The following is a 12,586-nucleotide window of genomic DNA, read 5'->3' on the forward strand; positions in this document are numbered from 1 at the left end:
AGAAGGAGCGGCCTGCTTGCGAGCATGGGCTGCCAACCCCGATGCTCTGTTTGCACAAATGTGGGGTGAAACGGTCGCCCGTCGTTCCGAATGACTTGGTGAAAGTGGTGTTGAGTCCGTTCAGGGTCACGAACACGCTTTCGACCGAAGTCGGGAAAGTCCGCTGACGACGTTGCACCGGCCGTAGCGGGAAAAAGTTTGGAATAAGCGTTCGAGCCGATTCGGAACCTATTCGAACACGCGTGAATCGCCTCCGAAATTTGAACCCGTTTGGCGGGAGATGCGGGCCCGCAAGGACTCGCGCAGGGCGTGGCTCCTCTTCGTCGGGGCGGCGATCCTGCTGACGATCTTCAAGACGGTATTACACCTTGGATAGGCGCGACATCCTGACTCTGGCCGCCAGCTCGTTGGCTTGCCCTCCATGACGCGCTCGGAGTCCTGTCCATTGCTGATCGATTGGTAGGCTGCGCCAGGACAGGAACGACTGATGTCGTTACGTTTTCGTGCGCGCTCACCCGACCACTTTGTCCTGCTAGTTAAAGATTCTGCTCACATTCGTGGGGGCGTCCACACACGTTCCGGTATAATCTATCATCACCATTGCCTCCGGCTCCCATTGGTTGCAGGGCGTGGCCAAGCCGTATCGGATAGAATCGTAACGGAAGAATTCGCATGACGAGACCACCGAACCGATATCGACCGACCGACGCCCTGTCCATAGCCGAAGCTGTGTTCAAACCAGCGACACCGCCATCGGCCGAGCCCGTCCGCGCGCAAGGAAAAGGCGGCGTTCCCGTCTCCAAAGAATTGGTGTCGATCAAGCTCGACAGCGATTTGATTGCACATTTTCAAGAGGATGGGCCGGGTTGGCAGGAGCGAATCAACGATGCGCTCCGGCGGGCAACGGGCTTGTAATCCGGCGAGCTCTCAAAGGTTTTTCTCAAGTGGGGCCATGGCCAAGACAATCAGCATCCTCTTGAGCGCCGGCGACGCACATCGCCTGAAGGAGATCGTCCGGTAATCGCAGCTGTTCCCTCAAACACTTGCAGCGCGCCAAAATCGTGATCTTCTCCTGCAAGCGATTGCCGATGTTGGAAGTGGCGCGCCGCGCTGGAAGGCGTGGACGGACAGCTTCGCGACAAAACCTTCAAACCCCGCACTGAGCCCGTCGCTAGCGCTCGCCAGCTAAACAGAGGCACCCCCAATCAAAGCAAGGTCATGCTGCCCGACCCGCGGGTGAGAGATTGTTGATCGAAATGCACGCTCCGTTTTCTGTATCCGACCATTTTACGTGCGGCCATACTTCGGTCGGACTCCCAGCTCCTAAGGGAGGGGATACCCGTTGAAAGCCTGGCCATCGGCCGTGCACTCACGGCCCCTCAACCACCTCCACGGGGAAAGCCATGTCCAAATCAAATAACAACGATGCCAACGTCAACGAAGACCGAGCTGATTGGGCAAAAGCCGCCATCGATACATTTCGTAACAGAACCGGAACCGACGCTGGTGACGCGATCGGCGATCTCATCGTCGACCTGCTGCACCTTGGCCGCCGCAGCGTGAAGAATTTCAATCCAAAACCCTTGCTGGATGGAAGTCTCCATAGATTTCAGATCGAGGAAAGTCGGGACGGCGGCCGCGTCGCGTATGTCGGCCTCAAGGCGTTCGACGCCTAAACGACCTCACGCGGGCTTAAGGGCGAGCCATTCTTCTTAAAACCGGAGCCAGTTCTATGAGCGCCGATATCGACGTCGTGATTGTCGGAGCCGGCGCCGCCGGAATCGCCGCGGCGCGACGGCTGGCGCCAACAATGTTGTCGGTCCTGCTGATCGAGGCGACGGCGCGGGTCGGCGGCAGGGCCTCGACTTGCAACATCGCGAACATGCCTCTCGACCTCGGCTGCGAATGGCTCCATTCCGCTGACCGGAACCATTGGACACGCCTCGCCGAAGCGTCCGGATACGCCATCGATCAACGCGATCCGGCCTGGGTCTCCCAGTACCGCGACCTCGGCTTCACTCAAACTGAACAGTCAGCGGCCAGTCAGGCTTTCGCTGCGTGGAGCGCACGGCTGATGTCGGCCCCGCCGCCAAGCGACTGCGCTGCGGATGCGCTGGATCCCGACGGCGAGTGGAACGCGTTTATAGAGGCCATGAGCGGCTTTATCAGCGGCGCCGCGCCGAACCGCCTCTCCGCCAAAGATTTCGTCGCCTATGATGAGGCTTCGACCGACAATAATTGGCGCGCGCCAGCCGGATATGGCGCGCTCATCGCCTCAAGCCTGCCTCGTCCCATCGACCTCCGTCTTTCGACCCCGGTCGAGTCGATCGAACTGGATCGCAAAGGGGTGAAGTTGGAGACGCCGGCTGGCGCCATTCGCGCGCGGACCGCACTCCTCACCGTCTCGACGGCGGCGCTGGCTGGCGGAGCGATCAAGCTTCCGTCCTGTCTTGAAGCCTGGCGCCGCGCCGCAGCCCTCCTGCCTCTTGGACGCAATGAAAAGGCTTTTCTGGAAATTGTCGGCGACAGCCCGTTCGAACCAGAAACGCACGCACTCGGAAACCCGTGCGACCCTCGCACCGGCTCTTACTTCATCCGCCCCTTTGGCAGGCCCGTCATCGAATGTTTTCTGGGCGGCGAAGGCGCCGGGATCATCGAAGACGCGGGGCCGGCCGCCGGATTCGAATATGCGGCCGATCAACTCGTCGCGCTGTTTGGATCAAGCGTGCGCCGCCGCCTGCATCCGCTCATCGCGACCTGTTGGGGGCGCACGACATTTATTGGCGGCGCCTACAGCTATGCGCTCCCCGGACATGCGGCGGAGCGGGCGGTTCTGGCGCGTCCGTTCGAACAGCGCATATTCTTTGCTGGCGAGGCGACGCACCCGCATGATTTCTCGACCGCGCACGGCGCCTATCACAGCGGCTTTCGCGCCGCGGAGGAAGTGCTGGCCGCCCTGGCGCCGGGCCAACTTTAAAGCGCCGACAATACGGGAGCAGAATCAGACAATCGTGGACAGCCCGAACGGTCCGATCGGTCACGGGAAAGCGGATCTCCGTCGGTTGAAGGGCGTTTCGGTCCTGTGACAATTCTTGCAATTTTTCGTATCGTGAAGGCTGGGATGAGATCTCGGCGACGCCCTATGCCTTCCCTTCCGCAGTAATCCAAAACGAACGATCCGCTCTTGAGCTGGAATTGACCGAATGCCGAATTTCTTGCTTGTCCATGAACCATTCATTCGACTGAGCATTTTCGCCAGCGTTTTGGCCGGCATGGCAACCTGGGAAGCGTTCAGTCCCCGGCGCAGCCGTCTCGTTTCCCGCTGGACGCGCTGGCCGAGCAATCTGGCCATCGTCGCGCTGAATACCGCAGCCGTCCGGGCGATCTTTCCGATGGCGGCGGTGGGGATTGCGACGCTCGGGGAACAGCGCGGATGGGGACTGTTCAACAATTTTGTGTTTCCCGGCTGGGTGAAGGTAATTGTCGCCGTAGCCCTTCTTGATCTGGTCATCTACCTGCAACACGTGATGTTCCATGCCGTGCCGGCGCTTTGGCGGCTGCATAGGATGCACCATGCCGATATCGATTTTGACGTGACGACGGGCGCACGGTTTCATCCCGTCGAGATCATTCTGTCCATGATGATCAAGCTTGCGGCGGTTGCTGCGCTGGGCGCCTCCGCGCTCGCCGTGCTGATCTTCGAAGTCCTGCTCAACGCCACAGCGATGTTCAACCACGGCAATGTCGAATTGCCCGCACGGCTGGACAGGATTTTGCGCCGGTTTGTCGTCACCCCGGACATGCATCGTGTTCATCATTCGACCGTGCCGGACGAAACCAACAGCAATTTCGGCTTCAACTTGCCTTGGTGGGACCGGTTGCTTGGCACGTATCGAGAAGAACCGGCTGCAGGCCAACAAGGCATGACGATCGGACTTGAGAACTTTCGCGATCCAGCCCAACTACGGCTCGATCGGATGCTTGTCCAGCCCCTGATCGCAGCCGAAGACCAAACTCCAATCAACCGGCGGCGCGTCGGATCCTGAGCGTCCCTTGGCCAAGTATCCAATGCTTTTTAGGGAACTTGCGTCTTTACCGGGAAGACTGCGATCTATCACGGCGACGAGGAATTTTTCGACGACGGGAAAGGCCATGTCTTTTCGCAGAACCAGCCTCTGGCGGTCAGCGACAAGATAACGGCGGCGCTCGGCCGGCTTGGACGCGACGATCTTTACGTGTCGGACTCGACCTGGTTTTACGATGGCGGCGGCTGTTGCTGAAACGTCTGGACCTTGCGTCGGGGCCGGCGAGCGAAAAGGCTCTCCCAGTCGGCTTGCCGCGCCAGGGATGCGGCGTCGTCGACGTCTTCCAGAACCTCCAGCATCGCGACGGGCTCGCCGCGCAGGTTCGCCATTGTATCGGCAAGCGCATGTGGGCTGGACCAGCGCACCTCCCTGAACGGATCGATGAAGTGAGGACGGCGGCGCAGGCCGACCGCCCAATAGCCGCCGTCCGCGGCCGGACCAAACACCGCCGTCCGGTCCCTCAGCAGGCGAAAGGCCCGATTGATTTCGCCGGCTGAAATTCCGGGAATATCGGCGCCGATGATCAGGACCGGTCCGGGCGGAAGCCGTCGAGCGCAAGACGCCATGCGCGCTCCAAGGTCGCCCCCGCCCTGTGGCAGAATGCCGATATTCGAAGGCCAGGGGCCGGACCTGTCGGGCGTCACCGCCAGCCATGTCGTCCAGCGCGAATCACGACCAAGACGCAGGACCGCCTGCGCAAGCATCACCCGCTGGAAGCGCAGGGCCTGCATCTGGCCGATGCCGGCCGCAAGCCGCTTCTTGCCCGCGCCGAGACGCGGACAGCGGGTGAAAAGGACGAGGTGACGCGCAAGGGCCATGGCTCAATCATAGAGCTTCTTGAGGAGGCGGGGCGGGACGCCGACGAAATAGAGGCCAAGACAGGCAAGATTACGCGCGCTTCGACGCAGCCAGCCGTCGCGCCGCCAACGCGTCGCCGAGGTTCGCGCGACGGCGGGCAGACGAACTATATTGGCGGCGCCTATGCGCCGGACAAATTCGACATCCTCCATCAACGGCAGCGGCTTTATGCCGCCCAACCGATCATAAAGATCGCGGTGAATCAGCAAGCCCTGATCGCCATAGGGCAGGCCGAGCCATTTGACGCGCCAGGCGACCATAGCCTCAAGCCGCCGCGCCGCAAGGCCATCGTCATCGAGGGCGAAACGAAAGACGGCGGCTTTATCGCGATTGGCGGGATCGGCAATGAAGGCGGCAGCACAGACGCGCCAATCGTGAGCCAGAACCGTATCCGCATGCAGAAACAGCAGCCAATCCGACGTGGCCGCCGCGGCCCCTGCCTGCAACTGCCCGCCGCGTCCGCGCGGCGCCGCGATCACTTTGGCGCCAAGGCTTTTCGCAAGTTCCGGCCCATCGTCGGTGGAGCCGCCGTCAACCGCAACGATCTCATCGACGCCCTGCAACGGCGCCAGCGTCGCCGAAAGGCCGCCGGCGGCGTTGAGCATGGGGACGACGACCGACAAAGTCATGACGGCCGCCGCATCCGCTCGACGATGACGGGAACGAGAGCCAGCAGCCCGAGGCCTATCAGACCTGCGAGGAGTTGCGGGCTGAGCGCGGAGGACAGCGTGACCGCGCCGCCAGCGTCGAAAACCCTTCCGAGGCCGGCGCCGAAGGACGAAAAGACGGCGCTGGCCGGGATGATTCCCAGGAATGTCGCGAGAAGGAATTGCGTGAAGCCCATGCCTAGCAAAGCGGCGGCGAGATTGACCGCCCAGAAGGGAAAGGCCGGGACCAGCCGCAAGAACAAAAGGTAATTGAAGGCGTTGCGCTGGAAGCCTTCGGCCATTTGCGTGACTAATGGACCGGCCTTTCGCCTGAGCAGGTCGCCAAGCGCGGTGCGCGCCGCCAGAAACAGGATGGAGGATCCAAATGTCGCGCCAATGACGCTGAACAGCGCGCCAACGACCGCGCCGAACAGCAGGCCGCCTGCCAAAGTCATGATCGCCGCGCCCGGTATCGAGAAGGCGACCACCAGCGTATAGGCTGTAATGAACAGAAGCGCCGCGCCCAGACCGTGAACCTCGACGAAAGCCAGAAGAGCGGCGCGATGGTCGCGCAGGGAATCGAGCGTGAGATATTGGCGCAGGTCCAGCGCGTAGCTCGCCGCCGCCAAGGCGACGAAAACCGCTATGATCAGGACGCTTTTGGCGTTCATCCGAACAGTCCCAGGAAGCGCACCAGTTTTCGCGTGCGCGGCGAGAACAGGCTGGGCGTGTAAAAGGAGCCCGCCGCCCGCTTGCTGATTTCGCCGAGCGTCGGATAGGGCGCGATCATCGAGGCCAGAGCGCCAATTTTCATCCCCTGGCTCATGGCCAGGACCCAGGGCTGGATCAAGTCGCCGGCGTCTGGCCCGACAATGGTGCAGCCGAGGATCGCGCCGCGCTTGCCCACGATAGCCTTGAGAAAGCCTTCACGGATTTTTTCGGCGCGGGCTCGGTCATTGTCGGCAAATTCGGCGCGCAGGACGCGGATCGCCGCACCATGAAGTTTTGCTGCCTGTTCCTGCGTCAGTCCGACCTGCGCCAGTTCGGGATCGCAATAGGTTACCCAGGGTAGCGCCTTTGGCGCGGCCTTGGCCGGCAGGCGAAACAGCGCGTTGCGAAGGATGACCCCGGCGTGATAGCTGGCCAGATGGGTGAACTGAAGGCCGCCCGCGACATCGCCCGCAACGTAAATGCGCTTGTTGCTGGAACGCAGGCGGCCGTCGACTTCGACGCCCCTGCCGGAAAATTTGACCCCCGCCGCCTCGAGGCCGAGATTTTCGACATTGGCCTTGCGGCCTGCCGCGACCAGCAGATGCGACCCTTCGATCCAGCGTTCGTCCGCGCCCTCAAAAAGCGCAACGGCGACGCCGCCTTCGCGCTTTTCGACGCGGGCGATCTTCGCGCCTTCGTTCAGGGCGATTCCCTCGCCGAGAAATTTGCGCCGCACCACGGCCACAGCGTCGGGATCGTCCTTGGGCAGCAACGGCCCCATGTCGATCAGCGTCACCTCCGCACCTAGCCGGCGATGCGCCTGCGCCATTTCGCAGCCGATCGGGCCCGCGCCGATAACGATCAGATGGGCCGGAAGGACGGTGTTTTCGAACAGGTTTTCATTGGTGAAAAAGGGCGTCTCGGCCAGCCCTGGTATCGACGGAACGGCGGCGCGGCTGCCTGTCGCGATCACGAAGCGGCGCGCGCCGACGGACTTCCCGCCGGCCTCGACCGTCCGGTCATCGGTGAAACGCGCCCACGCCTGGATCACGGTACAGCCGAGACCCGTGAACCTTTCGACGGAATCATGCGGCGCAATGCCATCGATGGTCTCGCGCACATGTTTTTGCGCCAGCGCGTAATCCACCTTCAGCCCTTGCGGAAAGACGCCAAATTTCCGCGCCTCGCGGGCGTTTTGCGCGGCGTTGGCCGCCGCGAGCAAGGCCTTGGAGGGGACGCAGCCGGTGTTGAGGCAATCGCCGCCCATGCGCGCGGCTTCGATCAGCACCGTTCGCGCCCCCATTTGCGCCGCGCCGGCCGCCACCGACAATCCGGCGGAACCGCCACCTATGATGCACAGGTCGGCGATGATCCTTTCCGCCATGGCGTCAGCTCCGGGGGCTACAGGAGGCGCCGCCGAGGACGCAGAAGCGGGCGCAATGTGAATGATTGAGCTGAATCGGTCGGGAAGCTTTGTCGAGCGTCGCGCCCATCTCGAACCCTGGATCGTAAGGCAGGAGCGTGCAGGCGATCACAACGGGGCTGGAAGCGCCCTTGCGCCGCACCACCATGCGCGATGTGGCGCACATGACCTGGTCGGGGCTCTTGCCGAGAATGGCCCAGCAGCCTTCGCTGATTTCGGGAACGTCCTCATGGGCTTCCATTTCGGGAAAAAGCACCAGACGCGACGGATCCCCCGTGTCGATCGGCAGGCCCTGTTCCACGCAAAGCTGTCGAAAGCCATCGCGCAACTCTGCCTCGCTCTCATGCCAGAGCTTGCGGCTGGCCAGCGCCAGGTCGAACTGATTCTCGGCCAACCAGCGCAAGCCTTCTATCGCCGGCGCCCAGGAGCCAGCGCCGCGAATTTTTTCGTGACCCGTCGCTTCATAGTGGTCGAGCGAAACGCGCAGGGCCAGACGCCCGGGAAAACGCCTGTCGAGGTCGAGCAGGGGCGACTTGAGATGTTGCAAAGGCTTCATCGCATTGGTCAGGACCAGCACGCGGGCGCCGAATTCAAGGCTGTCCTCGATCATGCCGAGAATATCGGGATTCATAAAGGGTTCGCCGCCCGTAAAGCCAATTTCCCCGAGGGGAAGGGCCAAGGTCCTGATCTCGTCGAGGTAGGCGCGGACGTCTGCACGAGTGAGATAGGCAAGTCGGTCGTTCTTGGGCGACGACTCGATGTAGCAATTTTCGCAAGCCAGATTGCACAAGGTTCCGGTGTTGAACCACAGCGTCTCCAGGCGGACCAACGCGACGGACGCCCGCCTGTCGCCCTTCGCCGTCCATTCCGGATCCAGGAATTTTTGCGTCGACAAGACTCGGGGCGCGGCCTGCGGCTCCCTCGGTTCCTGTTCGCCGACCTCGCCACTGGCGCATTGGGCGTTGGTCAGTCCGGCGCTCATCCTTGGAAATCCTTTTAGAGACATATGACCCTATTCGTTGGAAACGACCCAAATGTTTCGTCGACAGCCTCATCAATTGCCGCCATTTGCAGGACGCCGTCCAGTATGCTGGGTCGGAAACGCGCTGGTCGAATTTGCTCATCGGGCGCGGCGAGAAGCAAATTCGCTCATTGGTGAAGCGCCGGCAGGATGCGAAGGACCGATTTGAGCAGTCACCAAACCCTCGACCCCCAAGGGACAAACGGCTCCAACGGGGCACAATTACCCGGTCGTGCAAAGGCCGCAGCCCAAGAGAAGCCGTCGGTCGACGTAACCGGCAAAGTTCGGTAAGTAAGCCGCCATTCGCTTGCGACCGCCATATACGGCTCGGCGCCAATAAGCGGGCATTCGTCTTCGGCTTAAAGAGTTTATATTTTAGGTGGTTTGCGGACATCAATCATGAGGCGGCGCGCCGCATCTTTTGTTGCCGAAGCCGAAACGCGGGCCTCAGAATGCGCCAAAAAGCGGCGGCGCCATCCATCGCGCTTCTCGATTGCTAAACGACGCTGCGCCAGCTGAAACGAAATTGCCTACCACGCCGCCATGATCTGGCCGCCGATTGAACGAACCCGCTACGTTGTGCCTTCATTCAATCGGCAAGCTTGGTCTAAATGCATTCAATGATGCCACGACCCGCCAACCTTGCCAGATGGATCGCTGATTGACCCGTGGGCGTCGTCAAGCCGTTTCCGTCACGTGGCCGCACAATTCCAATAGCCGTTCGACGCCGACGGGCTCGTCCTTCAACAATGGCACGACCGCATAGCGCGAGGCGTAACGGGTCGCCACGGCCTCGATCTCGCGCAATTCGTTGCGAGCGCGCTGGCGCAGCAAAGGCGAATGCGGTTGCGCCGCCGCCACGCTGTTGTTGACGATCCAGGCCCATGGCTCGATTTCAGCCCGGCGCAGATCTTCTTGCAGGCTTGCCGCCTCAAGGACGGGCGTGGTTTCGGCCAGAGTGACCAATAGGACCTTGGTTTGCTTCGGGTCCTGCAACTGCATCATCGGCGTGATGTAATGGCCGCCTTTGTCGCCGACATGGCGGACGACTTCCCGATGATAGGCGCCGGTGGCGTCGAGCAGCAACAAAGTGTGGCCGGTCGGCGCGGTGTCCATCACCACGAATTTCTTGCCCGCCTCGCGGATGACGCGCGAAAAAGCCTGAAAGACCGCGATTTCCTCGGTGCAGGGCGAGCGCAAATCCTCTTCGAGCAGCGCCCGGCCTTCGGCGTCCAGCGCCGCGCCCTTGGTCGCCATTACCTCCCGGCGATAGCGCTCGATTTCGACATGGGGATCGATGCGGCTCACCGTCAGATGGTCGAGCGAGGCGTGCAGCGTTTCCAACAGATTGGCGGCGGGGTCGGAGGTGGTGAGATGCACCGGGAACCCGCGCCGGGCCAGTTCGACCGCAATGGCGGCGGCCACGGTGGTTTTGCCGACGCCGCCCTTGCCCATCAGCATGACCAGCCCATGACCGTCGGCGGCGATGCCGTCGACCAGTCGGGAAAGACCGGGCGCTTCGAGCGCGACCGGTTCGCCGTCGTCGGCGACGAGGGGCGCCGCCGTTCCTGCAAGCAGTCTCCGCAAGGCCGGGACGCCGACAAGGTTGAAGGGAAGAAGCGCAATATCATCGCGCGGCAGCTTCGCAAGCGCGTCGGGAATGGCCGCCAACGCCGCCTGTTCGCGCTGGTAGATGGCGGCGGCGAGCGGATCCAGCGCTGCTTCCGATCGCGGCAACAGTCCGTTGACCACCAGATATTGCCGACCAAGCCCGACTGCGGCGAGTTCCGTCCGGGTGCGGGCGGCTTCTCGCAAAGTGGAGGGCTGGGCGCGGGCGACCAGAATCAGGCGCGTCCGTTTTTCATCGGCCAGAGCCTCCACCGCGGCATGATATTGCGCGTGCTGCTTTTCGAGACCGGCGAGCGGACCGAGACAGGAGGCGTCGCCCTTGCCCTCTTCCAGAAAGCCGCTCCAGGCGCCGGGCAGTTGCAACATCCGGATCGTATGGCCGGTCGGAGCCGTGTCGAAGACAATATGGTCGAAACCGGCGGTCAGCGCGGAATCGACGAGCAGGCCGGTGAATTCGTCGAAGGCGGCGATTTCCGTCGTGCAGCCGCCGGAAAGCTGCTCTTCGATGCTCTTCACCACGGCGTCAGGCAGGACGCCGCGCACAGGTCCGACGATGCGGTCCCGATAGGCCTGAGCCGCCGCCTGCGGGTCGATTTCAAGGGCGGAAAGGCTCGGCACGTCGGAAATCGCCGTGATCCGATTGCCGATTCGGACGCCGAAAACCTGCCCGACATTGGACGCTGGATCGGTGCTAACCAGCAGAACCTCGGCGCCGCCTTCGGCAAGCTGGATCGCCGTCGCGCAGGCGATCGACGTTTTGCCGACGCCGCCCTTGCCAGTGAAAAACAGGAAGCGCGGCGGCTGCTCCAGAAACTTCATGACGACTCCTCGCTGCGTTCAGCAGCTTTTTCCGCCGCAACAACGGCTCTGTTTCGCTTCGGCGGGTGTTTCGACGGCGCCGTTCCAACGGGTCGTTCGGCGCCTTTCGGGGCGACCGGCTTGCCGAACCGCTTCGCAGTCGACCTGGACGGCGAAGCGCCTGCGACCCCCCCAAGGCGTTAATATCTTCAGGAAAGGCTGTCCAAAGCCCGCCCGGCGTGCGCCGCTGTTTCGGCAGGCAAGGCGATATAGCCCAGGCCTGACGCGAAGGTCTGGCCCGTCGTAAGCCCCCATTTGACCCAATCCTTCAGCGCGGAAGCTTTCCTGGCGTCGGCATATTTCCTGTAGAGAAGCAAATAGCTCAAAGTGACGATCGGGTAGGAGGCGTCTCCTGGCGGGTTCGCGGTCACATCGTCTACCGATACCAGCGGGTTGGCAACCGAGGCGCGTTCCGATGCCAGCAAGGCCGCCGTCCCGGAGGCTTCGCTCGCGGAAACGAATTTCCCGGCGTCGTTTTCGAGAATCGCCATCGACAGCCCGAGGCGTTTAGCGAAACCATATTCGACGAAGCCGATCGAGCCTTCGCTGATCTTGATCTTTTGCGCCACGCCCTCGTTGCCCTTGCCGAGCATCGCCGCCGTCGGCCAATCGATGGTAAAACCGTCGCCGGCGCCGGTCGCCGCCCAGTTCGGACTGATCGCGACGAGATTGCGGGTAAAAGCGGCGGTCGTCCCGCTGCTGTCCTGCCGCACCACGACGGCGATGTCGCGGTTAGGCAGATGAAGATCCTTGTTTGCCTGAACAATTCGAGCGTCGTTCCAGACTTTGATGTGTCCGGTGAAGATGTCCGCGTAAACATCCTTCGGCAGATTCAGAACGCCCCCCAGGCCGGGGATATTGTAAGCGAGGACGATCATGCCGGCGGTCACGGGCACGGCGATGACGCCGCGCTTGACGGTGGAAAGAATGAACCCGCCCGGCAAAACGTCGGTCGCGCCGAAATCGACGGCGCCATGGACAAAGCGCGAGACGCCCAAGCCGCTGCCTACGACGTCATAACTCAACGAAACATCCTTGTGGTCTTGCTGATAGGCCTCGATCCACTTTTTATAAAGCGGGGCTGAAAACGTCGATCCCGCGCCATGCAAGGAAAGGTTTTCATCCGCTTCCGCGCTGTATTCCGCGAGCGTTGAGCCCATCAGAGCGGCCCCGCTCGCCAATAACGAGTTACGAAGAGCCATTCGACGTGTGAGCATGGCGATCTCCCCCATTTACAAGGTTGTTGAGCGCGCAACCTCTTGTTGGACCACTTGCCGAGGCGCCCTGCTTTAGCGCGTTGAATCGCCGTTGCGCAGGCGATCTCGGTCTTGCCCACCCCGGCATTGCCGGTGAG

11 protein-coding genes are annotated in these 12,586 nt (G+C 62.2%); 4 read left to right on the forward strand and 7 right to left on the reverse strand.

Annotated features, from left to right (window positions below; all coding sequences use genetic code 11):
- The first annotated feature begins 672 nt into the window (after positions 1–672).
- The 4 genes from QZY01_RS02090 to QZY01_RS02105 all read left to right on the forward strand — a co-directional run bounded on the left by QZY01_RS02090 (position 673) and on the right by QZY01_RS02105 (position 4,046).
- Entirely contained in the window at positions 673–915 is a 243-nt protein-coding gene (locus QZY01_RS02090; protein WP_294532736.1) for a BrnA antitoxin family protein, read from the forward strand.
- Positions 916–1,403: 488 nt separating this feature from the next.
- Positions 1,404–1,676, forward strand: a complete 273-nt coding sequence (locus tag QZY01_RS02095) for a hypothetical protein (protein ID WP_294532738.1) — start codon at positions 1,404–1,406, stop codon at positions 1,674–1,676.
- 56 nt (positions 1,677–1,732) lie between these two features.
- Positions 1,733–2,977 (forward strand): FAD-dependent oxidoreductase, encoded by a 1,245-nt coding sequence (locus QZY01_RS02100; RefSeq protein WP_294532740.1) that lies wholly within the window; start codon positions 1,733–1,735, stop codon positions 2,975–2,977.
- 226 nt (positions 2,978–3,203) lie between these two features.
- The gene (locus QZY01_RS02105) at positions 3,204–4,046 is read left to right on the forward strand and encodes a sterol desaturase family protein (RefSeq protein WP_294532742.1); all 843 of its coding nucleotides are present in this window, start codon (positions 3,204–3,206) and stop codon (positions 4,044–4,046) included.
- A gap of 209 nt (positions 4,047–4,255) precedes the next feature.
- Here the strand turns inward: QZY01_RS02105 and QZY01_RS02110 are convergent, their stop codons facing one another.
- The 7 genes from QZY01_RS02110 to pstS form a co-directional block, all read right to left on the reverse strand.
- On the reverse strand, positions 4,256–4,903 hold the full coding sequence (locus tag QZY01_RS02110) for a TIGR04282 family arsenosugar biosynthesis glycosyltransferase (protein ID WP_294532744.1): 648 nt from the start codon (positions 4,901–4,903) through the stop codon (positions 4,256–4,258).
- A gap of 3 nt (positions 4,904–4,906) precedes the next feature.
- Complete coding sequence (locus QZY01_RS02115) at positions 4,907–5,572, reverse strand: TIGR04283 family arsenosugar biosynthesis glycosyltransferase (RefSeq protein WP_294532747.1); 666 nt, start codon at positions 5,570–5,572, stop codon at positions 4,907–4,909.
- A complete protein-coding gene (locus tag QZY01_RS02120) occupies positions 5,569–6,261 on the reverse strand; it encodes a TVP38/TMEM64 family protein (protein ID WP_294532749.1) in 693 nt (230 codons plus the stop codon). Before QZY01_RS02120 ends, QZY01_RS02115 begins: the two co-directional genes overlap by 4 nt.
- On the reverse strand, positions 6,258–7,685 hold the full coding sequence (locus QZY01_RS02125) for an FAD-dependent oxidoreductase (protein ID WP_294532751.1): 1,428 nt from the start codon (positions 7,683–7,685) through the stop codon (positions 6,258–6,260). Before QZY01_RS02125 ends, QZY01_RS02120 begins: the two co-directional genes overlap by 4 nt.
- A 4-nt stretch (positions 7,686–7,689) precedes the next feature.
- Positions 7,690–8,706 carry a radical SAM protein gene (locus tag QZY01_RS02130; RefSeq protein ID WP_294532753.1) on the reverse strand — a complete coding sequence of 339 codons (1,017 nt, stop codon included), beginning with the start codon at positions 8,704–8,706 and terminating at the stop codon, positions 7,690–7,692.
- 717 nt (positions 8,707–9,423) lie between these two features.
- Entirely contained in the window at positions 9,424–11,193 is a 1,770-nt protein-coding gene (gene arsA, locus QZY01_RS02135) for an arsenical pump-driving ATPase (RefSeq protein WP_294532755.1), read from the reverse strand.
- 188 nt (positions 11,194–11,381) lie between these two features.
- Positions 11,382–12,449 (reverse strand): phosphate ABC transporter substrate-binding protein PstS, encoded by a 1,068-nt coding sequence (gene pstS, locus QZY01_RS02140; protein WP_294532757.1) that lies wholly within the window; start codon positions 12,447–12,449, stop codon positions 11,382–11,384.
- Between the last annotated feature and the right edge of the window lie 137 nt (positions 12,450–12,586).

Origin of the sequence: uncultured Rhodoblastus sp., from assembly GCF_903903185.1 — a bacterium.
Taxonomy (GTDB): domain Bacteria; phylum Pseudomonadota; class Alphaproteobacteria; order Rhizobiales; family Beijerinckiaceae; genus Rhodoblastus.